Annotated in this window: 23 protein-coding genes, 1 tRNA gene and 1 pseudogene; 10 read left to right on the top strand and 15 right to left on the bottom strand. The window is 64.2% G+C overall.

All coding sequences use genetic code 11. The features are described from left to right. The first annotated feature begins 210 nt into the window (after positions 1–210). Together AB4Z37_RS02360 and AB4Z37_RS02355 are read left to right on the top strand one after the other, a co-directional pair. On the top strand, positions 211–837 hold the full coding sequence (locus AB4Z37_RS02360) for a peptidoglycan recognition protein family protein (RefSeq protein WP_441515243.1): 627 nt from the start codon (positions 211–213) through the stop codon (positions 835–837). 73 nt (positions 838–910) lie between these two features. After that, a complete protein-coding gene (locus AB4Z37_RS02355; protein ID WP_441515061.1) occupies positions 911–1,411 on the top strand; it encodes a DUF4112 domain-containing protein in 501 nt (166 codons plus the stop codon). A 43-nt stretch (positions 1,412–1,454) separates the two neighbouring features. Here AB4Z37_RS02355 and AB4Z37_RS02350 read toward each other — a convergent pair whose 3' ends face one another. From AB4Z37_RS02350 to AB4Z37_RS02325, 6 genes are all read right to left on the bottom strand, one after another. Beyond that, complete coding sequence (locus AB4Z37_RS02350; RefSeq protein WP_441515242.1) at positions 1,455–1,718, bottom strand: hypothetical protein; 264 nt, start codon at positions 1,716–1,718, stop codon at positions 1,455–1,457. 350 nt (positions 1,719–2,068) lie between these two features. Then, entirely contained in the window at positions 2,069–2,443 is a 375-nt protein-coding gene (locus AB4Z37_RS02345; RefSeq protein ID WP_441515060.1) for a hypothetical protein, read from the bottom strand. A gap of 126 nt (positions 2,444–2,569) precedes the next feature. Continuing rightward, positions 2,570–2,977 carry a peptide-methionine (R)-S-oxide reductase MsrB gene (gene msrB, locus AB4Z37_RS02340; protein ID WP_441515059.1) on the bottom strand — a complete coding sequence of 136 codons (408 nt, stop codon included), beginning with the start codon at positions 2,975–2,977 and terminating at the stop codon, positions 2,570–2,572. Between the two features lie 147 nt (positions 2,978–3,124). Beyond that, positions 3,125–3,838 carry a peptide-methionine (S)-S-oxide reductase MsrA gene (gene msrA / locus AB4Z37_RS02335; protein WP_441515058.1) on the bottom strand — a complete coding sequence of 238 codons (714 nt, stop codon included), beginning with the start codon at positions 3,836–3,838 and terminating at the stop codon, positions 3,125–3,127. Positions 3,839–4,085: 247 nt separating this feature from the next. Then, positions 4,086–4,490 (bottom strand): BA14K family protein, encoded by a 405-nt coding sequence (locus AB4Z37_RS02330; protein WP_441515057.1) that lies wholly within the window; start codon positions 4,488–4,490, stop codon positions 4,086–4,088. A 103-nt stretch (positions 4,491–4,593) separates the two neighbouring features. Next, positions 4,594–5,703, bottom strand: coding sequence for an ATP-dependent DNA helicase (locus tag AB4Z37_RS02325; RefSeq protein ID WP_441515056.1), 1,110 nt, complete (start codon positions 5,701–5,703; stop codon positions 4,594–4,596). A gap of 313 nt (positions 5,704–6,016) precedes the next feature. On the opposite strand from AB4Z37_RS02325, the gene AB4Z37_RS02320 reads away from it, so the two are divergent. Together AB4Z37_RS02320 and AB4Z37_RS02315 are read left to right on the top strand one after the other, a co-directional pair. After that, entirely contained in the window at positions 6,017–6,412 is a 396-nt protein-coding gene (locus tag AB4Z37_RS02320; protein ID WP_441515055.1) for a DUF4345 domain-containing protein, read from the top strand. Between the two features lie 20 nt (positions 6,413–6,432). Then, positions 6,433–6,603, top strand: coding sequence for a hypothetical protein (locus AB4Z37_RS02315; RefSeq protein WP_441515054.1), 171 nt, complete (start codon positions 6,433–6,435; stop codon positions 6,601–6,603). A 661-nt stretch (positions 6,604–7,264) separates the two neighbouring features. Here the strand turns inward: AB4Z37_RS02315 and flbD are convergent. The 8 genes from flbD to AB4Z37_RS02275 form a co-directional block, all read right to left on the bottom strand. Then, on the bottom strand, positions 7,265–8,644 hold the full coding sequence (flbD, locus tag AB4Z37_RS02310) for a sigma-54-dependent transcriptional regulator FlbD (protein WP_441515053.1): 1,380 nt from the start codon (positions 8,642–8,644) through the stop codon (positions 7,265–7,267). A gap of 70 nt (positions 8,645–8,714) precedes the next feature. After that, on the bottom strand, positions 8,715–9,068 hold the full coding sequence (gene fliN, locus AB4Z37_RS02305) for a flagellar motor switch protein FliN (RefSeq protein WP_441515052.1): 354 nt from the start codon (positions 9,066–9,068) through the stop codon (positions 8,715–8,717). Positions 9,069–9,084: 16 nt separating this feature from the next. Continuing rightward, positions 9,085–9,726, bottom strand: coding sequence for a FliH/SctL family protein (locus AB4Z37_RS02300; protein ID WP_441515051.1), 642 nt, complete (start codon positions 9,724–9,726; stop codon positions 9,085–9,087). Then, the gene (gene fliG, locus AB4Z37_RS02295) at positions 9,726–10,814 is read right to left on the bottom strand and encodes a flagellar motor switch protein FliG (RefSeq protein WP_441515050.1); all 1,089 of its coding nucleotides are present in this window, start codon (positions 10,812–10,814) and stop codon (positions 9,726–9,728) included. The genes AB4Z37_RS02300 and fliG overlap by 1 nt, the downstream gene beginning before the upstream one ends. Positions 10,815–10,820: 6 nt before the next feature. Next, positions 10,821–12,446, bottom strand: a complete 1,626-nt coding sequence (fliF, locus tag AB4Z37_RS02290; protein ID WP_441515049.1) for a flagellar basal-body MS-ring/collar protein FliF — start codon at positions 12,444–12,446, stop codon at positions 10,821–10,823. Between the two features lie 293 nt (positions 12,447–12,739). Then, a complete protein-coding gene (sciP, locus tag AB4Z37_RS02285) occupies positions 12,740–13,015 on the bottom strand; it encodes a CtrA inhibitor SciP (RefSeq protein ID WP_002714638.1) in 276 nt (91 codons plus the stop codon). Between the two features lie 188 nt (positions 13,016–13,203). After that, positions 13,204–13,932, bottom strand: a complete 729-nt coding sequence (locus tag AB4Z37_RS02280) for a flagellar hook assembly protein FlgD (protein ID WP_441515048.1) — start codon at positions 13,930–13,932, stop codon at positions 13,204–13,206. Between the two features lie 10 nt (positions 13,933–13,942). Beyond that, positions 13,943–15,436 (bottom strand): flagellar hook-length control protein FliK, encoded by a 1,494-nt coding sequence (locus tag AB4Z37_RS02275; protein WP_441515047.1) that lies wholly within the window; start codon positions 15,434–15,436, stop codon positions 13,943–13,945. A gap of 276 nt (positions 15,437–15,712) precedes the next feature. Here AB4Z37_RS02275 and mnmA point away from each other — a divergent pair, with 276 nt between their 5' ends. The 5 genes and pseudogenes from mnmA (at position 15,713) to AB4Z37_RS02250 (ending at position 20,714) form a co-directional block, all read left to right on the top strand. Continuing rightward, positions 15,713–16,906, top strand: coding sequence for a tRNA 2-thiouridine(34) synthase MnmA (gene mnmA / locus AB4Z37_RS02270; RefSeq protein ID WP_441515046.1), 1,194 nt, complete (start codon positions 15,713–15,715; stop codon positions 16,904–16,906). A gap of 21 nt (positions 16,907–16,927) precedes the next feature. Next, positions 16,928–17,566 carry a class I SAM-dependent methyltransferase gene (locus AB4Z37_RS02265; protein ID WP_441515045.1) on the top strand — a complete coding sequence of 213 codons (639 nt, stop codon included), beginning with the start codon at positions 16,928–16,930 and terminating at the stop codon, positions 17,564–17,566. Positions 17,567–18,091: 525 nt separating this feature from the next. Further along, positions 18,092–18,168 (top strand) — tRNA-Met (locus AB4Z37_RS02260). Positions 18,169–19,061: 893 nt separating this feature from the next. Further along, positions 19,062–19,287, top strand: a pseudogene (locus AB4Z37_RS02255) (integrase core domain-containing protein); the annotation flags it as partial. A gap of 365 nt (positions 19,288–19,652) precedes the next feature. Continuing rightward, the gene (locus AB4Z37_RS02250) at positions 19,653–20,714 is read left to right on the top strand and encodes an alpha/beta hydrolase family protein (RefSeq protein WP_441515044.1); all 1,062 of its coding nucleotides are present in this window, start codon (positions 19,653–19,655) and stop codon (positions 20,712–20,714) included. A 6-nt stretch (positions 20,715–20,720) separates the two neighbouring features. On the opposite strand, the gene AB4Z37_RS02245 is transcribed toward AB4Z37_RS02250, so the two are convergent. After that, positions 20,721–21,197, bottom strand: coding sequence for a MarR family winged helix-turn-helix transcriptional regulator (locus AB4Z37_RS02245; RefSeq protein ID WP_441515043.1), 477 nt, complete (start codon positions 21,195–21,197; stop codon positions 20,721–20,723). Between the two features lie 407 nt (positions 21,198–21,604). Between AB4Z37_RS02245 and AB4Z37_RS02240 the strand changes: the two genes are divergently transcribed. Beyond that, a complete protein-coding gene (locus AB4Z37_RS02240) occupies positions 21,605–23,113 on the top strand; it encodes a porin (protein WP_441515042.1) in 1,509 nt (502 codons plus the stop codon). Positions 23,114–23,233 lie beyond the last annotated feature (120 nt).

The following is a 23,233-nucleotide window of genomic DNA, read 5'->3' as shown; positions in this document are numbered from 1 at the left end:
GTGCTCTCGAAAGGCCGTTCTGGCGGATACCATAACCGCTGGTCATCCGGGATGAAACCGGACGCCCCAGCCCCCGGCATGCGGTTGAAGCCCCCTTGCGAAAGCGGGAGTTCGGAAGGCAGCATGCCGTCCGGTGGTCGAGTGACGGATCGAGGAGAACGCATGCCGGGGGTAACGCTGGCCGATCGCGTGGTGCGCCTGGTCGCGTCCATGAGCGTGGTGCTCTGCGCCACGACACGGTCATGTGAGGCGGCGGATGCAGGACCAGACCTGTCGTCGGACCTGTCCTGGGTTGCCACGGCGAGCGGCACGCCGGACATCCCGGGCCTGCGTGTGGTCTGGCTGGTCCCCTGGAGCGTTCCTCATGCGTGGCGATGGCAGAACATCATCGTGCACCAGACAGAGGGGCCCCCGGGCTCGGCGCGGAACGGGGCGCTGGAGCAGGCGAGGCATCCGACACGCCGTGGCGTGATGGTCTGGGTGGAGACCGATGGCACCGTCTACTGGGCGACGGCTGAGGATGCGATTCCGACCCACGGCGATGGTGCCAATCGTAACGACAACAAATACATCGACAACCGGTCGACCTATCACCGCGTCGTGAAGGAAAATTCGATCGGAGTGGAGTTCGCAGGCAATTTTCCTGACGTGTCCGCGCCTGCGACCGCGGCGCAGGCCGCCGCCTGGGACGTGCTCGTGCACGTGCTGCAGATCCGCTACGGCATTGCGCGCGACCAGATCTACGCGCACAACTGGATCGATTTTAAGGATGCGCGCTATTGCGAAGGGTGTGCGCTGGCGCAGCAGGCCCGTGCGTCCGGTGTGGGCAAGCCATGACGCTGGGGGACAACGTGACGCTTGCGCCGGCACCTGCCATAGATGAGGTTGACCGCCCGGTCAGGAGCCCCATATGCAGCGCATGAAATCGACCAGTGGTTTGATCATTGATCAGGACGGCCGGGAAGTCCGCCCCGAGGAGCTATCGCATGGCGCCGGGCGGACGTGGCATTTCCATGGTGCGCCATTTCAAGGCGCGCAGTTCCAGGCGTTCGGCATCAATCTGCAGCCATTGACGCGCGAGCAGCGGATCGCGCGGCTCGATACCCTGGCACAACTGCTCGACATCGCCTTCATCATGCCCGGCACCAACATCCGCTATGGTCTGGATGGCCTGATCGGGCTGATCCCCGTGATCGGAGACCTGATCACCACCGCGATCTCGCTGTGGATCGTGCGCGAGGCGCGAGCGCTCGGGGCACCCTGGCATCTCACCGCACGCATGCTCGGCAACGTCGCCCTCGATGGCGTCGTGGGCATGGTGCCGCTGGCCGGTGATGCGTTCGATGTGATGTTCAAGGCCAATATGCGCAACGTTCGCCTGCTGCGGCGCTGGCTCGACAGGCAGCGTTAGCGAAACGGGGCACCAGCCGCCGCGGTCAGGCCGTGGAACGGCGTCAGGCGACGTCGGCTGGAGCGGGCTTGCGCTCGAGGGGAAATTCGGCGCTGTCGTAGAGATCACGAATGCCATTCTTGTCGAAGCGCGCCTCGCCAACTTGCAGGTATGCGCCGTTCAGAAGATCCGATGGAAGTTCCTCGATCGCAAAGCGCACCGCATCGGCCGCCGTATCGAACCGGCGGTAGGCAAAGCCGGCGCGCCGCTTCTTGCGGATCGCGGCAGGAAACAGTTCGGCGGATTTGGCATAATTGAAACAACGCATCATCACTATCTCGACATATGTCCGGTGTGGGTTTCGGATTCACACAAGAGCGCTCAAAGTCGACTGCAACGAGCCAACTGCAATCGCACTCTGACTTCGATCGGCAAGGATCAGCGGGCTCCGGCATCAGGGTCGCGAACGGCGCAACATCCGGTTCCGGCCTATCGTATACCCTTCAATATGGGCACGAATGTGAGAATTGCGACCCCAAGCGGCAAGGAATGAATCATGCGCGTTTGGAGGCGGGAAATAAGCTCAATAAATCAAATGCATAAATGCCAAACGAAAAACCCGCAACATTGTTGCGGGTTTTTCGTGGGAACTTTCTGGGAGGAGGCCGTGCTTGCCGGCTACTTGGTCTCGTCGATCGGTACCACCTTGACCGGCGAGATGTAGGGCTCGACGCGCAGCGCGTCGGTGGCCATGAGGCCGATCTTTCCGGCGGGAGCCTGCTCCAGGTCGCCGGAACCGGCCTTGCGCATCGCATAGCGCCACACCGAAAGCGTGCCCTCGGTCTTCAGCGCCTTGGCGATGCCGCCCGCGTTCCTGCCTTCGAATTTTGCGAGCTCGTCATCGGTCAGTCCGATCACGATCTCGTCCTTCGCGGTGACCACCTTGAACAGAGACACCTTGTCGGTGGCGAGCGCAGGGTGAGAGATGATGGTCTCGAGGATGAGACCAAAGAGGCCGAAGCCAAGAACTCGGCTGCGGGAAGCTTGCGACATGTTGTAATTCCTTAGGCGGTCTCGCGCTGCGCGGCGTTTACGCTCGTGAGGTAAACAAATCCTCGCGCAACGGCTGCTGATCGCGCGAAGTCGACTGCGCGTCCACAGCGGAGACCGCCTATCTGGTTATTTCGGACTTAGTTTCAAGGCTGCGGAGTTAATACAATAACGCAGACCTGTTGGTCCCGGGCCGTCGGGGAAGACGTGGCCGAGATGACCTTGACAGCTCGAGCACAACACCTCCGTACGAATCATGCCGTGGCTGAAGTCGCGTTCCTCGTCGATATGGGTGTCACGCACAGGGGCCGTGAAGCTCGGCCAACCGCAGCCGGAATCGAATTTGGTGTCGGATTCGAACAGGGACTGGCCGCAACCCGCACAAACATAAGTGCCTTTGGTCGTGGTGTGCTCGTATTCGCCCGAAAACGGCCGCTCGGTGGCTTTCTCGCGCAGCACGGCATACTGCATCGGCGTCAGTTCCTTGCGCCACTCGGCTTCCGATTTCTGTATCTTGGGGGCTTTGGTGTCGGTCATGCTCCACTCCGTCGCTGAAGACGATTGCGGCGCAGCTCCGCCACTGAAGCGGCGATGCTGCGCACGAAAATGTGAAATCGCGTGAAGCGCTGTCGATCCCTGCCGGGCTTCGTCCGGACGATCGCTCGCGCTCAGCCGGTTGCCTTTTCAGTTGCTCGCCTTGGCATCCCGCACCAGCACTGGCTGATCACGATAGACATCTGCGAAGATCTTCTTGAGGGCTTCGATCTTCGGCGCGTCGTTATAGACGATGTAAGGCTGATAGGGATGCAGCGTGAGGTAGTCCTGGTGATAATCCTCCGCCGGATAGAACGTCCTGCCGCTTTCGATCGAGGTGGCGATCGCCTTGCGGTAGACCTTGGCGCTGTTCAGCTGCGCGATATAGGCTTCCGCCACCGTCTTCTGCGCGTCGTTCTCGGCGAAGATCGTCGAGCGGTACTGCGTGCCGGTATCGGGCCCCTGACGGTTGAGCTGGGTCGGATCGTGCGCGACGGAGAAATAGATCTGCAGCAGTTTGCCGTAGGAGATCACCTTGGGGTCATAGGTGATCTGGACGGATTCCGCGTGGCCGGTCCGACCGGTGCCGCTAGCTGGATAGTTCGCGGTATCCTTGCTGCCGCCGGCATAGCCCGACACGGCGTTGAGCACGCCGCGGGTGTGCTGGAAGACGCCCTGGACGCCCCAGAAGCAGCCGCCGGCAAGGACCATGGTCTGCGGGCCATCGGCGGCTGGCAGGTCGGCTGCGGGAGCGGGAATGACCACGGCGTCTTCGGCCGCAGCCACCGGGCTGGTCAGCACGGCGCTCGACAGCAGGCACGCGGCCGCGGTCAGGGCCAGTCGGTGCAGGATTTGGCGTGGCATCGGTGTGTCCTCGGCGCGCGCGGCAGCATCCGCGCAATGGATTATGGGGATTTGAGCCTCACCGCGCAATCGAGCGGCGATCACCCCGAGGTACGGCCGACGGACCCATTCGTTACCGGCGTCGGTTACACGACTTTGTGACCCTGCTGTCGGCGTGCGCGGAGCCGTGATCACAGTCCTGCCAAAAGATAAGGGCTGCAGGACCGAAGTCCCGCAGCCCGCAGATAGCTCGCATTGCAATTGCCCGTTATGGGCAGGGATAGCGGTTGCCGTCGCGGTTGAGGTAGGTGCCCGAGGCAGGATCGTAGGAGCGATAGCGCTGAGCGCAATAGGCCGCGTTGCGCTGGGCAGCGGCGTTGGCCTGGCCGGCGGCGATGGCACCGCCGATGATGGCACCCGCAGCCAGCCCGCCGATGACCGCGCCGGCGCCGACACCGCCGCGATGGTGGTGATGGCGATAGCCGTGGCCGCGATAGCCGTGTCCGCCGTGGCCGTGCCAGCGGCGGTACTGTACGCCTTCGGTGATCGCCGGAGCGGCATTGGCAAGGCCTGCATCTGCACGCAGCGGCGCGGACAACGCCGGCGCGCTCGACACGGCCGAAAGCGCCGTGGTTGCGATCAGGGCAGCAGCAAGGGGACGGACAAAGCGCATTCTATTCTCCTTTGTGGCAAGTCCATTCAACGCCGGGTGGGGAGAATTGTTCCCGCAGGACGACAGCTGTGCCAGATCCATAACAGCGACGCATTGTCGCTGCTCAGATCACGACGCTCAGTTTCTTCGCCGCGCGGGTGATGCCGGTGTAGAGCCAGCGCGCCCGCGATTCCTGAAATGCAAAACTCTCGTCGAACAGCACGACATCGTCCCACTGCGAGCCCTGCGACTTGTGCACGGTCAGGACGTAGCCGTAGTCGAACTCGTCGTACGGCTTGCGCTGCTCCCACGGAATTTCCTCGATGCCGCCGCTGAAGCATTCGCCGCGCACGGAGACTTTCGTCACCTTGCCGCCGACCTCCTCGTCAGGCATCAGGCGCATGGTGACGATCAGCGACTTGGACTGCGCGCGCGCCTTGACGCGCCACAGGCCGCCGTTGAACAGCGCCTTCTTGCGATTGTTTCGCAGGCACACCAGCTTGTCGCCGGCGACCGGCAGCGCCTCTTCGATGCCCTGCTTCTCGCGGACCCGCATGTTGTAGGCACGGCGGGTGTTGTTGCGGCCGACCAGAATCTGGTCCGCTCTCATCACGCGGTCGGGGTCGAGCGCATTGCGTTTCACCACCTCGCTGTCGCCGAACTGCCCGATTTCGAGCGGACGGCCTTCGCGCACCGCCATCGACATCCGCACGATCGGATCGTTCTCCGCCTGACGGTGCACCTCGGTCAGCATGGCGTCGGGCTCGGAATCGGTGAAGAAGCCGCCGCCCTGGATCGGCGGCAACTGCGCCGGGTCGCCGAGCACCAGCAGCGGCGCGCCGAACGACAGCAGATCGCGGCCAAGATCGCCGTCGACCATCGAGCACTCGTCGACCACGATCAGCTTGGCCTTGGAAGCGGGGGCATCGTCCCACAGCTCGAAGTTCGGCTGCTCTTCACCGGTCTCACGGGCACGGTAGATCAGCGAATGAATGGTGGACGCGCCCTCGCACCCCTTGTTGCGCATCACCAGCGCGGCCTTGCCGGTAAAGGCGGCGTATTTGACATCGCCGTCGACGCCGTCGGCGATATGGCGGGCGAGCGTGGTCTTGCCGGTGCCGGCGAAGCCGAACAGCCGAAAGATCTGCGGCGTGCTGCCCTCGCCGGGCCTGGCCTTCAACCATTGCGCCACGGCATTGAGCGCGGCGTTCTGGTGCGGGGTGAACGTGGTCATGATCGGGCGGGTACAAAGATGGAACGAGTCGTGTACATACATGACTCGGCAGGCTTTGGTTGAGAAAAACGATGCGGTCGATCATCCGCCGCCGATAGGGGCTGGTGGACGAACGAGGCCCATGATGTGGGGTGGCGACAGGCTCATCCGGAGCGATGGCCCAGCGCGTCAGTTCGCCGGGGATACGCAGGGGTGATATGCGATAATCGGCCTCGCGCGCTGTCGTTTTGCAGTTCATCGCCATATGGAAGGAGCGGGGCGCGGCCAGTGGCGCCGGAGCGGCGCCCGATCCCGTCGTCGCAGTGAGGGCATCATGGAACGCAGGCTGCTGCAGCTCGCCATCTTTATCGCAGGCGTCGTGCCGATCGGGATGGGACTTGCCGGTGTCGCCTGGGGCGTGCACTTCGTCAGCCTCGACGACAGCCCGTCAATGGATGGCGCCGTCCGCTTCCTGTCCGGCGTGCTGCTGGCGGTGGGCGTGCAATACTGGATCGCGATCCCCCACATCGAAAAGCATCAGACCCAGTTTTCGGTGCTGACCTTCATCCTGGTGTTCGGCACCCTGGCGCGTCTCACCTCGCTGTTCTTCGGCGGCGTGCCGAGCTTCGGCACGATCTTCATGTCGGTGGTGACGTTGATCTATGTCCCGCTGCTGTGGTTGTGGCAGCGCCGGCTCGTGCACAGCCACCGCGTCTACAACACGCCCTGATGCGAGGAGCGTGACGGCCGATGATGCAGGCGTTTATCGAGCGCGGACTGGCCTGGCTCGCCGTGGCGGTTGTGGTCGTCGTGGCAGGCTTTCTCGCGCTTCGGCTTTATGACGTCTATGTGCGCAAGCCCTCCGAGCCCCAGCAGCCGATCAGGATCTTTCGCTCGCCGACCAACAATGATTTTTCCTGACGAGGGCGGCGAGCTCGCGTCTGCTGCATTCAAGCAACGGCGCGAGGTAAGCTACCGAGGCGCAGGCTGAAATCCATCCTGTGGTGCTGATCGGGAGGGCGCGTCCGGCGGCGCAAAGACCTGATGATCGGGCACCGCAGCTGAAGCGGATGGCGCGACGGCCCGCGTCGTCGTTTCTTGATCCCGCATGCCCGGTGGCGGTGCGTCATCCCATGCGTTCTGCGGCCGGACCCTGACGGTGCGGACATTCCCTGAGCCGGTATCCGGCGCCGATAGTTTGCCATACCCCTCGCTAGGGATCGGCGGCATGGACTGGGTCCGGATTCGGGATGGCCCCATCTCGTCCGCTGTCGCGAGCGTCGCTGGCGCGATTGTCACGGCCATGACGACCACAGCGAGGATCCGATATCGGTTCGCGCAGAAGGCTGGCAACATCCGAACCTCACGATTGACCGCTCGACGCAGACGACCGGACCCCGTCAGTCGCGGACACCATGTTGCGGATCACCATTCGTCGTCTTGTGACGACGTCGCAGTCATCATGACATAGGCGTCTTTCGGCAGAAAGAGATATCGCGGCGATCGAGATCGTCTCCGTGAAATGAATAAAGGCCGGCGCAGCGGAAGCCGCGCCGGCCTTGTCATTTGGATGGGCAGTCCGTCAGGCCGATGCAGCGATGTTGCGATAGTCGCCGGCGCCGGCCGGCGTGATCGGCAGGCCGCCGTCGGCGTATTCGTTGAGCTTGTTGCGCAGCGTGCGGATCGAGATGCCGAGGATGTTGGCCGCATGGGTGCGGTTGCCCAGGCAGTGCTTCAGCGTCTCGAGGATCAGGTCGCGCTCGACGTCGGCCACGGTACGGCCGACCAGCGCGCGCGTCACCTGCTCGGCGGCAAGCGTGGCGTGGGCGACTGCCGGCGCGGTCTTGGCGAGATCAAGCCGGTCGCCGTCAGGTGTCAGGATCGCGTCGGCGCCGATCTCGTCGCCGCTCGCCATCAGGACCGAGCGGTGGATGGTATTCTCGAGCTCGCGCACGTTGCCCTGCCAGCGGTTGGCCGTCAGCACCCGTCGCGCCTCTGCCGACAGCGGCCGCACCGGCACGCCGTTGGCTTCGGCGTACTTCCTGGCGAAGTGCTGGGCCAGCTCCAGGACGTCTGCCGGCCGGTCGCGCAGCGCCGGAAGCTTGAGGTTCACCACGTTCAGGCGGAACAGCAGGTCTTCACGAAAGCTGCCTTCGCGGACGGCTTCAGTGAGGTTGCGGTTCGAGGTGGCGATGATGCGGATGTCGACAGGCACCGGGCGGGTGCCGCCGACACGGTCGATCACGCGCTCCTGGATCGCCCGCAGCAGCTTCGACTGTAGCCGCACGTCCATCTCGGAGATTTCATCGAGCAGCAGGGTGCCGCCGGTCGCTTCCTCGAACTTGCCGATACGCCGTGCGATCGCACCGGTGAAGGCGCCTTTTTCATGGCCGAACAGCTCGGACTCCAGCAGATGCTCGGGGATCGCGGCGCAGTTGACCGAGATGAACGGGCGCTTGGCGCGCTGCGAGCGGCCGTGGACATAGCGTGCCAGCACTTCCTTGCCGGTGCCGGATTCACCGGTGATCAGCACCGATGCGTCCGATCCTGCGATCTGCTGGGCGAGCTTGATGACCTTGGCCATCGCGTCGTCCCGGTAGATCAGGTCGCGGGCATCGTTGGCGACGGCGGCGATCACCGCGGCGATCAGTTCAGGATCGGGCGGCAGCGGGATGTATTCCTTGGCGCCGGCGTGGATCGCGGCCACTGCGGCGCGGGCGTCGCTGTTGATACCGCAGGCGACGATCGGAACGTGGATGTGCTCGGCCTCGAGCCGCATCACCAGGTCACGGATGTCGAGGGCGACGTCCACCAGCAGCAGGTCCGCGCCCTTGCCGTTGCGCAGAACCTTGAGCGACTGTTCGCAATCTTCCGCGTGGGTGACCGTCGCGCCGTTCTCCATCGCGATCTTGGTCGCGGTCGTGAGCTGGCCTTTCAGTGAGCCAACGATGAGAAGCCGCATGTCCTGCTCCTGTATCCTGTCCTGTTATCGCGGGTCCGGCGGCACCGGCCCGTCATCGTCCCAAAATTCGTCAGCCGCGTTCGGCCTTGATGATTTCCGTCATCGTGACGCCGAGCTTGTCCTCGACCAGCACCACTTCCCCGCGCGCCACCAGGCGGTTGTTGACATAGATGTCGATCGCTTCGCCGACCCGGCGGTCGAGCTCCAGCACCGTGCCGGGCCCGAGTTTCAGCAGGTCGCCGACATCCATCTTGGAGCGGCCGAGCACTGCGGACACCTGCACGGGGACGTCGAACACCGCCTCGAGGTCGCCGGCGACGCGCGAGGCCTGCTCTTCTTCCTCATGGTAGCCGACATCGGCGAGATCCGGCGCATCCGTCGTATTGAGGTCCTGCAGCGGGACATGGGTGTCGTTGTTGCTCATGCGTCGGTCCCCGTTGTCAGTAGGCTGGTCGGTTGGCGGCCGTCTGACCGCGCGAGGCCATGTAACGCGCCACCATCTCGTCGATCTTGGCCTCGGTCGCCGAGCGGTCCAGCGTCACGCCGCCGTCGGCCCATTCGATCCGGCAGTCGCCGCTGGCGATGTCCGGCTCGGCGAGGATCACGAGGCGGCCCTGGAAGCCGCTCTGCGCGGCAAGACGCTCGATGTCCTGCCGGGCGTTGTCGTACAGCTGGTCGTTGATGCGGACCACGATGTGCGGCGTCGAAGTCAGATGGCGGAAGCAGTCGCTGATCAGCGCCATGGTCTCGCGCAGCGGCTCGGCGGCCATCAGTTCGGTACAGAGCTTTCTTGCGACCGCGACCGCAACATCCACCGCCTCAGTCTCCATGCGGGTTTCGATGGTGGTGAACTGCTGCGCGATCGCGCCGATCGCCTGTCCGATCTGCTCGAGCGCGACCGCCATCCGGCGGTTGCTCTCGGCGCTGGCTTCGTGGCGGCCGGCGTCATAACCGGCACGATAGCCACGGGTCTCGCCGTCGGCGACCTGCTCAGCGACTTCCGCCGGCGTCGGCGCGCGCTGCTGCTGGGTCCGCGGGGCGGAGAAGTCGGTATCGAACAGGAATTTTGCGGGAGCGCCCATCAATACACCAATTCGTCGTCGGCACGGTTCTTGGACAGCATGATCTCGCCCTTGGCGGCGAGATCCTTCGCCAGGTTGACGAGCAGCGCCTGGGCTTCGTCGACGTCACGCAGCCGCACCGGCCCGCTCGACGCCATGTCGTCGCTGAGCATCTTGGCGGCGCGGCTCGACATGTTGCCAAAGAAGAACTGCCGCACCGCCTCGTTGGCGCCCTTCAGCGCCACGGCCAGCTTCTCCTTGTCGACGTTGCGCATCAAGGTCTGTGCCGAGCCGGCATCGAGCTTGATCAGGTCGTCGAAGGTGAACATCAGCGCCTTGATGCGCTCGGCGGATTCGCGGTTGTCTTCCTCGAGCGAGGTGATGAAGCGGGTCTCGGTCTGACGATCGAAATTGTTGAAGATCTCGGCCATCACCTCGTGGGCGTCGCGGCGACGGGTCTGCGACAGGTTGGACATGAACTCGACGCGCAGCGTCTGCTCGACCCGTTCGATGACTTCCTTCTGGACGGCTTCCATCTTCAGCATGCGGCTGACGACGTCGAGCGCCATCTCTTCCGGCAGGATCGAGAGCACGCGCGCGGCATGCTCGGGCTTGAGCTTGGACAGCACCACCGCGATGGTCTGCGGGTACTCGTTCTTGAGATAGTTCGCGAGCACCTCTTCCTGCACGTTGGAGAGCTTCTCCCACATGTTGCGCCCCGCGGGACCGCGAATCTCGTCCATGATGCCATTGACCCGATCGGCAGGCAGATACTGTTGCAGCAGGCGCTCGGTCGCGTCGAAGTTGCCCATCAGCGAGCCGGAGGCCGACATCCGGGACACGAACTCCAGCAGCATGTCCTCGACCACCTCGGGCTCGATGTTGCCGAGGTTCGACATCTGCAGCGACAGTTCGCGCACCTCGTCGTCGTCGAGCAGGGCCCAGACCTTGCCGCCATACTGCTCGCCGAGTGCGAGCATCAGCATCGCGGCGCGCTTCTGGCCGCTGACCTTCTCGCCCATGGCGCGGCCAGCCTGCCGTGCCGCGAGTGCGGCGACGGTGCTCGCGATGTCAGTTGCGTTGGGGGTGGTGAGCTGGGTTGACGCCATGTCGGATCACGCGGGTTCCTGGAGCCATTGACGAATGATCGCGACCGTTTCGTGCGGGTTGCGGTCCGCCAGTTCGCCGACGCGATGGACGGACTGGGCGTGGACCTGCCCCTGCACCTGGGCGACGTCGATCATTTGGGACATTGCGCTGCCGCCGCCGGTCAGTTGGGCCGGAGCCGGTGCGGAGGCGTCGGGCAGCGCCGGAGCGGAGGGCGCCTGGGGCGCGCCGGTCAGCAGGTTGACCTCAGGGGACAGGATGCGTTTGACCAGCGGGCGGATCACCACGAACAGCACCACGATGCCGAGCAGCATCATGACGATCAGTTCGATGACGTTCATCACGTCGTCCTTGGTGAACTGCATCATGCCGAGCAGGCCGGCCGGTTCGTTGAGCGGCGCTGCGGCGGGCGCCTCGGCGAATTTCAGGTTGACCACCTCGACCTGGTCGCCGCGCTTCTGGTCGAAGCCGATCGCCGAGCGCACCAGCGCGCCGATGCGGTCGAGTTCTTCCTTGTTGCGCGGCTGATAGACGGTCTCGCCCTTGTCGTTCTTGGTGTAGGTGCCGTCGACCAGAACGGCGACCGAGATGCGGTTGACCCGGCCGACTTCCGTCACCTCGGTCTTGGTGGTGCGGGAAATCTCGTAGTTGTTGATTTCCTCGCTCTTCTTGCTCTGGTCGCGGGTCTGGGTGCCGTTGTCGTTGCGCTGCTGGCCGGGGAGCTCGTTGTTGACCGTCACCTGGCCGTCGCGCTGGTCGCCGGTGAGGCTGGATTCCTCACGGGTCTGGCTGGAGCGCAGCACCCGGCCTTCCGGATCGAACTTGTCGGAGGTCTGGGTGACCTTGTTGTAGTCGAAGTCGGCGGAGAGCTGCACCCGGGTCCGTCCGGAGCCGACCACCGAGGATACGATGTTCTCGATCTGGTCGCGCATCCGCTTCTCATAGGCGATACGCCGCTCGTCGCCGCTTGCCCCTTCCGCCGCGTCGCCGGAGGCGCCGTCGGCGAGCAGGCGGCCTGTCTCGTCCACGATCGACACGCGCTGCGGCTTGAGGCCGTTGACCGCGGAGGCGACGACATGGCGGATGGCGCGGACCTGCTGGGGCTCGAGCATGCCGCGGACCCGGACCACGATCGAGGCGGACGGCTCCGGGGTCTCGCGAGAGAACAGCGGACGTTCCGGCAGCACCAGGTGGACGCGGGCGAACTGCACCCGGTCGATCGCGCGGATGGTGCGGGCAAGCTCACCCTCAAGCGCCCTCAAGTGATTGATATTTTGGACAAAACTTGTGGTGCCGAGGGCGTCCGACTTGTCGAAGATCTCATAGCCGACGCCGCCGCCCTTGGGCAGTCCCGATTCGGCGAGCTTCATGCGCAGCTTGGTGACCTTGTCCTTCGGCACCATCAGCACGGCGCCGTCGTTGCGCATCTCGTAAGGAATCGCCTGCCGCTCCAGTTCCTTGATGATGCCGGAGGAATCCTCGTAGCTGAGGTCGGTGAACAGGGTGGTCATCTGCGGTGTCGTGACGCGCATGATGACGAAGGCAAAGAAGCCGATCAGGGCGAGCGTCACGGCGGCCATCGCCGCCAGTCGCGCCGCTCCCAGCGATCTCAGAAATGCCAACAGACCTTGCAAGGACTTGCCCCAGATTCGGCACACGCACCGACTGGGCAAAATTTGCCCATGGGATGGTTTCCATATGGTTAACAAAAGTTAACTGCTGGGGACGTTTTAAAGATTTGGGAACCATCTGGTGTCTAGAAAGCACACCATTCGAGCGGTTCGGGAAGGCCGGGATTGACCACGGCCGTGTCCGGGGGCGGCAAAGGTTAACGAAAGTTGACCATGCCGCAGCGGACCAACATGAAAAAACCGGCCTCGAAGGGCCGGTTCTTCAAAACTCGCTGCTTGCGCGCCGGAAAGGTCGCTTATTGGCGATACTGCTGGATCCGTGTGGTGCGCAGTCCAGCCAGGCCATGCTGGTCGATGGAGAACTGCCAGGAGAGAAATTCGTCCACTGTCAGCGTGTAGCGGCTGCAGGCCTCTTCGAGGGACAACAGGCCACCGCGCACAGCGGCGACGACTTCGGCTTTCCGGCGGATGACCCACCGTTTCGTCCCAGGAGCGGGCAGATCCGCGATCGTTAGCGGGCTGCCGTCTGGCCCGATGACGTATTTCACCCTCGGGCGATGGGGTTCTGTCATGGCTTACTCACATACTCTAACCACTGAACTCACCCGGGAACTCTACCCCCGTCCGCTTAAAATTTGCCTAAGCATATGGCTTCAATGAGAATCTCCTTGGAAACAACGCGTCAACCACCCGCCGCCGGCCCAACGGGCCGGACGGGGGTGGTCGGATGGCAGTATGAAGACGGAGGCGGGCGGGCCGATCAGGATGATGTCGGCCGCACCACGCGCTTGACCTTGTCGGTGGTGTAGCTCTGGCCGCCGATCGAGAGCAGTGCGGGGCTGGCGGTCAGGTCGACGGAATCGACAACGCCCTGGATCTGGGTCGACACCGCGACGGACTGTCCGCTGCCATCCTTGGCGGTGACATTCATGGTGTAGGTCCCGTCAGGCCACTGCGTGCCGTCATTTCCCTTGCCGTCCCAGACGAAGCTGGCGTTGCCGGAGTTGAGCGAGAAGTTACCGCTGTAGACGGTCTGTCCGACCGAGTTGGTGATGGTCATGGTGGCCGTCGCACTCTTGGGCGAGTTGAAATTCCAGCTCGCCGTGCTTTTCCCGGTCGAGGCATTCTTCGCCAGCGACGTGGAGCTGCCGTCCACAACCACGGTGCTGCCGACGAACGCAAGCGCCTGCGTCGACTGCGCCGCCTTCTCGATGTTGACCAGCGTGGTGAGCTGGGTGTTGCTCTTGAGCTGCTGCTCGACCTGGGCGAACTGCACGAGCTGCTGGGTGAACTGGTTGGTGTCCAGCGGGTCGAGCGGGTTCTGGTTCTTGAGCTGGGTGGTGAGCAGCGTCAGGAAGGTCTGGAAATTGTCGGCGATGCCCGGCGTGCTGGTCCCCGAGCTGGATCCGGAGCTGCCCGAGTTGGTGGAGGACGAGCCCGGGGTTGTTCCCGATGTGATCGGGTTCGGCATGGTGGCATCAACGGCCATGATCGTCTCCTTACACCCTGATGTCGACGCCGCCAGTGACTCCCAGGGCGCGGCCGTAGCTGCGTCCTGCCACCTGGGCGGGGACGGTGTCGTCGTCCTGAATCACCAGCCGTTGGGCGTGGCGGCCGGAATTGCCGTCGTCTCCGCGACCGTTCGACGACGATGATGACTGGTCGCGAAGGCTGAACTGCAGGCCGCTGTCGCCGGTCTTGAGGCCGGCATCCTCCAGCGCGCGTTGCAGGTGCGGCGCATCCCGCCGCAGCATGTCCAGGGTCTCGACCTTGTCGACGGTAAGATGTGAGGTCACCTGGCCGTTCTTGTCGACATCGAGGCGCACATCGATGCGTCCGAGCTCGGGCGGATCGAGGCGGATCTCGAACCGGCTGCGGCCCGTCTGGGCCTGTACCGCGATCTCGACCGGCACGGCGCTGAGCGGCACGGCGGTCGTGCTGGCGAGCGTGCCAATGGCCGCTGTCGCTGGTGTGGCGGCGGCAGCCGGCGTGGTGTGCTGGAGCTGGAATGCGGCGGCGGCGCGCTGTCCGGCGTCGGCCGGCAGCGCGGACGCATCGAGGGGCGCGGCCTGCAAATGATGTCCGGCGGGTGCAGCCGGCGCCGCGTTGGCGTCCTTGTTCGCGCCGTCGCTCTTGCCGGCATCCGGCGCGGACGTCTGCGGCTTGCCGCTGGCGTCGGTCGGTTGGGCCTGCGCGGCGTCGCCCGCCTTCGCAGCCGTGCCATTGGCTTGAGGCGGCGCGGCGGTCGATGCGGTGGCATCCGGGGCCTGGGCTGGCAGTGCCTGGTCGGGCGTCAGCGTGGTCTTGTCGGTGGCCTTGCCGGCCTGCGCGGGCGTGCCGCTTGCCGAAGCGGTGCCTTTGCCAGTTCCGTTGCCGCTATTGGCGGGCGCAGCGGCGAGCACTGCGGCGGCATCGACACCGGTCGTCGGGCCGGCCGCGACGCCATTGGCGCTCGCAGCGCCGGTGGCGGCGGTGAGAATTGCGCCGGCTGTCGCATCCGTCGCCGTCGTGCCGTCCTTGCCCGCGCCCGTGGATGCTCCAGCAGTTACGGTCGCCGCGATCACGACGGCGACGGGCTGTTGCGGCACGCTGGGCTGGGTCGTCGCTGCCGCGGCCGCTGCGACGTCGGCGTCCGGCGTCTTCTGCAAGCCGTCCTTGTCCTTGTCGGCATCGGCCTTGGTCGATTTGCCAGGCTTGTCCGGTGGATTGGTCTTGCCCGACGCCTGGGTGGTTCCGGCCGAGTTGGCCGGTGCCGGTGGATTGTTTGTGGTATTATTGTCCTGCTGGTCCGCTGCCGAAGATCGGTCGGATCGCTGAGGTGATGGCTGCGACGAATTAGCGGCCGCCGAGCGCGCCTGGTCGGCTGCATCGGTGTTGCTGTTGACGAGCGCAGCGAAGCCGCCTCCGCTGGAGGGGGCCGGCGACGCGGATCTCGGCCGCGCGGGTGGCGGCGGCGCGGCGGTCGCGGATGTTTCGGACGTTACACTGAACACAGGCACCCTCTCGGACGTGAGCACTGGTTCCGCAGCAAGGACCGGGCCAGATCCGACAAGGCTGAAACGTGATATGAATCAAAGGCTTAATTTCTGGATGCTGCTGGCAAGGCTGCCGGTCGGGGGCGCGTTTCTGCCCGGCGGCAAGATTTGCCTCATTCTCGTTGGCAGGTGGCCGTTCCAATTGCCTCCCGGGAGACCCACCTACTATAAAGAGTGGCAATGACGGTCGGCGGCTCCTGGAGTCGGCGCCGCGGGTGAGGTTGGCCGAACGAAATGCTCAACAGTCTGGATCTGGAAGGTCGTCCCGAAGAGACGCGGGTGGTCGTCGCCATGTCAGGTGGCGTCGATTCGTCGACCACGGCTGCGCTGCTGAAGGCGCAGGGCTATGACGTCGTCGGTATCACCCTGCAGCTCTATGATCACGGCGCGGCCACCCATCGCAAGGGCGCCTGCTGTGCCGGCCAGGACATCTACGACGCGCGCGCGGTCGCCGAGCGCATCGGCATCCCGCACTACGTGCTCGATTATGAAAGCCGCTTCCGCGAAGCGGTGATCGATCGCTTCGCCGAAAGCTATGTGCTCGGCGAGACGCCGGTGCCGTGCATCGAGTGCAACCGTTCGATCAAGTTTCGTGACCTGCTGGCGACCGCCCGTGAGCTCGGGGCGCAGGCACTGGCCACCGGCCACTACGTGTCATCGCGCCGTCTCGCCGATGGTTCGCGTGCGCTGGTGTGCGCGGCGGATGCCGAGCGCGACCAGAGCTATTTCCTGTTCGCCACCACAGGTGAGCAGCTGCAGGACCTGCGCTTTCCGCTCGGGGACATGACCAAGGCGCAGACGCGCGAGCTGGCGCGGCGCTTCGGCCTCTCGGTAGCCGACAAGCACGACAGCCAGGACATCTGCTTCGTGCCCACCGGCCGCTACACCGACGTGATCGAGCGGCTGAAGCCGAACGCGATGCTGCCCGGCGACATCGTCGATCTCGACGGCCGCACCATCGGCAAGCATCAGGGCATCGCGCATTTCACCGTCGGCCAGCGCCGCGGTCTCGGCATCGCCGCCGACGCCCCGCTCTATGTGGTGCGGCTCGACGCGACGACGCGTCACGTGGTGGTCGGTCCGCGTGAGGCGCTGCGCATGCGGCGCATCGTGCTGCGCGACGTCAACTGGATCGGCGATGGCTCGCTCGATGAGGCGGCGAGCCGCGGGCTTGAGATGTTCGTCAAGGTGCGCTCGACCCGTGCGGCGCAGCCGGCCTGGCTGCGCCGGGTCGACGGCGCCTACGAGGTGGAATTGGTCGACGGCGAAGAAGGGGTGTCGCCGGGACAGGCGTGCGTGTTCTACGACGCGCCGAAGGGACAGGCGCGGGTGCTTGGCGGCGGGTTCATTACCCATGCCATGCCTCAGGTCGTGCGACCGGCCGCCGCCACGTCCACGGCCGAGCCGCTCGCCGCGGACGTACACTGACACAATCGACAGGGCAGGGGGATGGCGAACGATATCGATCGCGCCGGCGTCGCGAAGGCGTATGCGCGCTGGGCGCCGGTTTATGACCTGGTGTTCGGCCCGGTTTTCGACCACGGCCGCAAGTCGACCATCGCGATCGCGGATGCGATCGGCGGGCGCGTGCTGGATGTCGGTGTCGGCACCGGGCTGTCGCTGTCGGAGTACTCGCCGACCACCAAGCTGTGTGGCGTCGACATCTCCGAACCGATGTTGCGCAAGGCGCAGGAGCGGGTGCGTGCGCTCAATCTCACCAATGTGGAAACGCTGTCGGTGATGGACGCCAAGCATCTCGCCTTCGCCGACAACACGTTCAATGCGGTGGTCGCGCAATATGTCATCACCGCGGTACCGGATCCCGAGGCGACGCTCGATGATTTCGTGAGGGTGCTGAAGCCGGGCGGCGAGCTCATCCTGGTCAATCATATCGGCGCCGAGAGCGGTCCGCGCCGCGTGTTCGAGCTGGGTTTTGCGCCGCTCGCGCGCCGGCTCGGCTGGCGTCCCGAATTTCCTTGGGCGCGCCTCGTCGAGTGGGCGCAGCGCCATGGCGGCGTCACGCTCAGGGAGCGCCGGCCGATGCCGCCGATGGGGCACTTCTCGCTGATCCGTTATGTGAAGACCTGACGGCGACACTTGTCACGTCGTCGCGAGGATGCGGAAGTCCGGCGCCGCGCCGGGTTCTGCTGGCATGCGATGGGCCAGAATCCTGTTTATGATCGGTGCGGCGGTGCTGGTTTCGGCGAGGGCCGCCGCACAGGCGCCGCCCTCCGCGGCGACGCCGCTGCCGCCGACCGCATTGCCCGTAGCCGACGATCATCGGAACTGAGCCCCGACCATCCCCCGCGACGGGGCGATGGCCCCAGCGATCAGACCACGGGCAGGGCTCGCGAGCCGCTCGCGGACCGGCTGGCAAGATCCGACGTCTGCCCGCCCAGCAATATCGATCCGCAGATGCGGGCCCGCCTCCGGGCGGCGGCCGGATGCCGGTAATCCCGCCACCGGGGAGCCCCGGCGGCGCCCCCTCGATCCGCCGGAAATAGCGTTATCACCAATTGGATAGTGATTTCGAGGAGGTTGCTTGACATCGATTTGGCAGCCTCCTTATATGCGGCCCGTTCGCGACCGCTTCGGTCGGCGCGGGCCCGTTGTGGCGGGGTAGCTCAGCTGGTTAGAGCACGGGAATCATAATCCTGGGGTCGGGGGTTCGAGTCCCTCTCCCGCTACCAACGTTTTTTGTGTAAAATCAATCTCTTAGATGGCCCGCGTCGAGCGGGCCTTCAGCGTTATTCGAGGTCAGAACCGGCATTGTACCGATTCTGTCCCAGAGGTTACTTTGAGTGCTTCGGACTCGGCGTCATGCGTCGGCCCCTGATGAATCCTCAGCTCACCATCGCATAGACATCGCTGATCTCCTGCTTGAGCAGACCGTTCGCCACGATCGGCGCCTTGATCGTCTGCATCAGATCGCCTTGGCGGTAGCGCTCTCCAGCTCGGCAGCTTCATCGACGATAGGGGCTGCTCGACGGACGCGGTCTGCATTCCAGACGGCTTCCCTTCCGGAACTGGGTATGGTGTCAGCTTGAGTAAATACAATACCAATACGTGGGTGACTGGTGGGCACCATGACGAAGGCGCGTGCTCTTGTAGGAGCAATAATTCAAAGCTTTAGTCCGAGCCGTGCCGGCTTGCTAATGGCGATATTCATGCTTCTGTTTACGTCAACTATTATCAACGTTCAGCCGTATGGATGGCTGTCGTGGTATAGGCTTGCAGTCTCTGGTCAAAAGACGTTGGGGCAGATAGTTGAATTGCGTCCGCATCTCCATCGTACGTGCTACTTTCAATTTTCTGTTGATTCGAAGTCATACTTAAGTAGTGACCAAGGTTGTCGTTTCCAGGTCGGTGATCGAGTTGTCGTGAATTACCTGCCGAGTAGCCCCGCGTTTTCGACTGTGTCCTCACCGGTTCGGCAGGTTATTTCACTCGTTTTGGGACCAATAGTAATGTCGATCGTAGCGGGCGTAATGACCGGGCTTTGGATACGACGGCTGAGACGCCGGCAAGGATTGAAGTAGCAATCGTCGTAAATGACATCCGTTTTCCGTTTTGTGCGAAGCGCGGACGACTGCGGGAAGAATTTTTGAACGAGACTCTGTTCACGTCCCTCGCCTAGGCTCGCGTTGCCCTCGGATGCTGGCGGACCGACTACAGCGGCGCTCGACCACACTTGCAACTTGGATAGAAGACGCCTTCCGAGTTCGCCTTTATCAACTATCCGCACCGGGGATCTGGCGCTGCGCTACGCCAATAGCTCCGAGTCGGCTCCCGTCGCTTCCAGGATTTGAACAGGCTCGCCGCGTTGCTGCAGCGTTTATGCAACGCCATGCGCGATACAACATGTCGCATGGGATCGCCCATGCGCATCGCCTATGCATCGCGACCTGTTTCGCTGGTCGACGGGTCGAATGCACTCGTCAGTCCGTGAATGCCGGTGACAGGCGGCGTGTGCGGAACGGCCAACCTGCGGCCGTTTCCAGAAGATCCCGAAGGCCACGCGGCGGCCGTTCGGTCGAGGACGAACTGAAGAACAAGACGATGATGTGCAATCGGGATTGGTGCCGGAAACATCCGGTGTCGGTGATGTCTCAATGCTGAGCATGACCGATCGCAAGGGCGGGATTGATCTGCCGGACGCGCGGGTGCGGTTGCATTGATCGGACGGCTTCCTTCATTCGCGGCCTGTCTTGCCGAGCGACGCGACAGCGTCGCTGACGATCGGGACAGCTGGCTCGCGGAATGTCTGCGGATCGCGGATGTTCAGTCATCGTTGTCGGAGCGCGCGATCGCCGAGGGACGGCGAGAGGCTGCCCTTGCGGCGGGCCTCGCCGCGGTGGCGGCGCTGCGGACAGCTGTTCATCTCGTCGCGGATGATGATCCGCGACACGCGGGATGCGTCGGCAGGCTGCAGGCGAGCCTTCGGAATGTGTCGCGCGCGGTGGAGCCTCGGGCGGAGATCGTCATGCTGCCGGGGGCCGACCGTGCTCCACTGCAGGCTTGTTTCTGGCCCGCCCCGCGTGGTCTTGGGGGCGCGCCCGTCGTGATCTGCATTGGTGAAGAGGGCGAGACGCTGGAGCTGCTGGCGGGACGCCTGGCGCCGGCGGCCGCAGGGACAGGTCTGGCATTGCTGCTGGTCGCGATGTCTGACGTTCAGGATGCACCAGGTCTCCAGCATGCGGGCCTGATCACCGCCGAGATGAGGCTTGGCGACTGCATCGACCATCTGGTGTCTCGCGGCGACGTGGATGTCGAGCGAATTGCCGTGCGTGGTGATGGCTTGGCTGCGGCCCTCGCAACGCGCCTTGCGATCAGCGACGCACGCATCGCGGCCGCGGTTTGCGACGGGGGATTGTGGGACGCGTCGCGCGTCCGGGCCGGCATCGGTTGGCTGGCCGGGCAGGAGGGGACGTCGGGCCTCGACGCCGCCGCCCAACGCACACGGCTGGTGCGCCGGATACGATGTCCGTTTCTGGTCGTTGCCGATGAGCGCGGTGTGATCTGCACGGCGGAAGCCCTGGCATTGCAGGCCGATTGCGCCCTTCTCGGTGTGCGGATGGACCTGGATATCCCGCCAGCGGCTGCTTCCGTGCAGGAGACGATCGAGGGGCTGCTGCGAAGCGAGGCGGGGATTGTCGACTGGCTGGTCTCCAGCCTTGCCATGTCCGCGCGCGGCGCGGCGGTGCTGCATCGTCTGCCGCACGCCCAGGCAGGATAGCGGCGCTCAGAGATCGAGTGCGAGCTGGCGCACGGCGCGGTCGGCGGCCTTGCGGATGGCGTCGAGCCGTGTGTTCAGATCTGTCAGGGCGCCCGTGCCGAGAGTGCCGAAGATCGCCCTGTGAAGTGCCTCGCGCCTCTCGGATAGCTTGGCAATCTCGCTGCGGGCTTTCTGTGTCAGGGACATCAGGACAAATCGGGCATCGCTCGGCGAGGGAGATCGCGCGAGCAGTCCTGCACGCTCCAGGCTCTTGGTTTGCGTGGTCACGAAAGCCGGATGCACCCGCAGTTGGGCTGAAACGTCGACCCCCGAGACGCCTCCGCCTTTGTCGAGCTCATCGATCGCCATGAGAATGAGCCATTGCGGCTCGCTGATCCCGAGCAGCTCGGCCCAGGCTCTATGAATCGATTCGAGATGAGAATGAATTTCCAGAATGTTCCAGACGAATTGCCCTGTCGCTTCGCTGAAATGATTCCCGCTCATGCCAATGCCATCGAACTATCGCTGCCCAATAATGTCGAGTGCGCGTCATCATTGGTCTAGCGATAAAACCGGAAGCCGTCTGTGACCGGGTCGGTTCCCGGCCCCGCGGCGAGCAAAAAAATCTGACCGCAGCTGCATTTAACAGCAATTTTGCGGGCTTAGGGGCTGTTGCACAACCGCAACAGCCATGACCGGAATGAGGCTGTAGCAAGTCAATTGATTGAATTAATTATCTTAGTCAATTACCTGTGAGGAGCGGCCGAGGGGGGCACCCTCAAGGACGTTCCGTCGGGCAACCCCGGCCGGCGCAAGCCAGCGGGAAGGCGGATAAGCGGGCGATCGCGATTCCCAGAGGTGAGCATCACCGGGAACGTCGGCCGCCTGGAAACGCAAACTTGGAGGTTTGAATGAAGATGGCAAAGAGCTTCATGCTCGGTTCCGCGGCGGCTCTCGTCGCTCTGACCGGAGCTCAGGCGGCTGATCTTCCCGTCAAGGCCAAAGCGGTCGAGTACGTGAAGGTCTGCTCGCTCTACGGCGCGGGTTTCTACTACATCCCGGGCACCGATACCTGCATCCGCATCGGCGGTGCGCTGCGTTTGGACACTTCGTTCAACGCCGGCACCTACGACGTGCCGTTCTGGCAGGGCGGCGTTGGCGGTGCGAACTCCTACAACCGCAACTACTTCACGACGCGTGAGCGTCTGAACCTGTTCCTCGACACCCGTACCGCGACCGAATACGGCGTCGTTCGTACCTATGCCAACCTGCAGTTCGACTTCCTGCAGGGCCGCGAGAGCATCGCGGGCGGCTACATGGAGAACGACTTCCTGTTCATCCAGTTCGCCGGCTTCACCTTCGGTAAGGCGGTGTCGCAGTTCGACCCGCAGTGGGCACTCGCCAAGCCGTGGATCGCCTCGGGCGTGCTCGGTGGCTCGAACAACGCGACCGGTATCCCGCAGCTCGCCTACACCGCCTCGTTCGGCAACGGCGTGTCGGCGACGATCTCGCTCGAAGACGCGCAGCCCTACCGTTCGGCTGGTGTCGTGAACGCGTCCGCCGGCTTCCTTGGCCCGTTCGGCGCGGCCACCTCGGCCTACGGCGTGTCCCCGAACAACTTCACCGGCAATACCCAGAGCGGCGACCACGTTCCGGACATCGTTGCCAACGTTCGCCTCGACCAGGCCTGGGGCTCGCTGCATGTCGGCGCCGCTGCGCATGAGGTTCATGGCACCTACTACAGCGCTGGCATCAGCGACTCGGGCAAGCCGAGCTCGACCTGGGGCTACGCCGTCACCGGCGCTTTCGAGCTGAAGAACCTGCCGACCGGCGTGGGCGACAGCTTGAAGGTCGAGGCGAGCTACGCCAAGGGCGCTGCCAAGTACGTCTGGGGCGGCACCGTGGACACCGCCGGCGGCGGTCGCTTCGCCAAGCTCGGCGCCGGTGCCGGTACCGCGGGCAGCATGGCGTTCGGCTATGTGCTTGATGGCGTCTACACCACCGGTTCGAGCATCGACCTGAGCTCGGCCTGGGAAGTGAGCGCCTACTACGAGCACTACTGGACCCCGGCGTGGCGCACCTCGCTGTTCGGTTCGTACACCTCGATCACCTACGGTTCGGCTGGCAATGCAGCCCTGCTCGCGGCGGCGAATGGTACGGGCTTCGGCGGCTTGGGCTCGTTCAACGGCACCAACACCGGCAACTTCAACTTCGCGGTTGCTCAGGTTGGTACGCGTACGGCCTGGACCCCCGTTCAGAACCTGACTCTGTCGGCTGAGTTCGTTTACAGCCGCCTGATCCAGAACCAGAGCGGCCTCTACACCATCGGTGGCGGCATCCCGGGCGTTGCCGCTGGCACCCTCGAGATGAAGAACCAGAACCTGTTCAACGGTTCGGTTCAGATCCTGCGGAGCTTCTAAGCATCTACCACAAGAGAGGAGTCTTAACGTTCGCGTAATGTAAATCTCCGAATGCCTCCGGCAATGCCCTGCCGGAGGCATTTTCCTTTGGTGTCAGCGTTGCCGTATTGAAATGACGCC

The sequence above is a fragment of the Bradyrhizobium sp. 2TAF24 genome, from assembly GCF_052115025.1.
Taxonomy (GTDB): Bacteria; Pseudomonadota; Alphaproteobacteria; order Rhizobiales; family Xanthobacteraceae; genus Bradyrhizobium_A.
This window is presented reverse-complemented; position numbering and strand designations above follow the sequence as displayed.

Bases quoted from the DNA above. Each gene is read 5' to 3' on its own strand.
- msrA (WP_441515058.1), bottom strand. From the start codon at position 3,838: ATGCCACGCCAAATCCTGCACCGACTGGCCCTGACCGCGGCCGCGTGC.
- AB4Z37_RS02345 (WP_441515060.1), bottom strand. From the start codon at position 2,443: ATGTCGCAAGCTTCCCGCAGCCGAGTTCTTGGCTTCGGCCTCTTTGGT.
- AB4Z37_RS02300 (WP_441515051.1), bottom strand. From the start codon at position 9,726: ATGGGCGCTCCCGCAAAATTCCTGTTCGATACCGACTTCTCCGCCCCG.
- mnmA (WP_441515046.1), top strand. From the start codon at position 15,713: ATGCTCAACAGTCTGGATCTGGAAGGTCGTCCCGAAGAGACGCGGGTG.
- fliG (WP_441515050.1), bottom strand. From the start codon at position 10,814: ATGGCGTCAACCCAGCTCACCACCCCCAACGCAACTGACATCGCGAGC.
- sciP (WP_002714638.1), bottom strand. From the start codon at position 13,015: ATGACAGAACCCCATCGCCCGAGGGTGAAATACGTCATCGGGCCAGAC.
- flbD (WP_441515053.1), bottom strand. From the start codon at position 8,644: ATGCGGCTTCTCATCGTTGGCTCACTGAAAGGCCAGCTCACGACCGCG.
- AB4Z37_RS02325 (WP_441515056.1), bottom strand. From the start codon at position 5,703: ATGACCACGTTCACCCCGCACCAGAACGCCGCGCTCAATGCCGTGGCG.
- AB4Z37_RS02245 (WP_441515043.1), bottom strand. From the start codon at position 21,197: ATGAGCGGGAATCATTTCAGCGAAGCGACAGGGCAATTCGTCTGGAAC.
- AB4Z37_RS02355 (WP_441515061.1), top strand. From the start codon at position 911: ATGCAGCGCATGAAATCGACCAGTGGTTTGATCATTGATCAGGACGGC.
- AB4Z37_RS02360 (WP_441515243.1), top strand. From the start codon at position 211: ATGAGCGTGGTGCTCTGCGCCACGACACGGTCATGTGAGGCGGCGGAT.
- fliN (WP_441515052.1), bottom strand. From the start codon at position 9,068: ATGAGCAACAACGACACCCATGTCCCGCTGCAGGACCTCAATACGACG.
- msrB (WP_441515059.1), bottom strand. From the start codon at position 2,977: ATGACCGACACCAAAGCCCCCAAGATACAGAAATCGGAAGCCGAGTGG.
- AB4Z37_RS02315 (WP_441515054.1), top strand. From the start codon at position 6,433: ATGATGCAGGCGTTTATCGAGCGCGGACTGGCCTGGCTCGCCGTGGCG.
- AB4Z37_RS02280 (WP_441515048.1), bottom strand. From the start codon at position 13,932: ATGGCCGTTGATGCCACCATGCCGAACCCGATCACATCGGGAACAACC.
- AB4Z37_RS02240 (WP_441515042.1), top strand. From the start codon at position 21,605: ATGAAGATGGCAAAGAGCTTCATGCTCGGTTCCGCGGCGGCTCTCGTC.
- AB4Z37_RS02350 (WP_441515242.1), bottom strand. From the start codon at position 1,718: ATGCGTTGTTTCAATTATGCCAAATCCGCCGAACTGTTTCCTGCCGCG.
- AB4Z37_RS02330 (WP_441515057.1), bottom strand. From the start codon at position 4,490: ATGCGCTTTGTCCGTCCCCTTGCTGCTGCCCTGATCGCAACCACGGCG.
- AB4Z37_RS02265 (WP_441515045.1), top strand. From the start codon at position 16,928: ATGGCGAACGATATCGATCGCGCCGGCGTCGCGAAGGCGTATGCGCGC.
- AB4Z37_RS02320 (WP_441515055.1), top strand. From the start codon at position 6,017: ATGGAACGCAGGCTGCTGCAGCTCGCCATCTTTATCGCAGGCGTCGTG.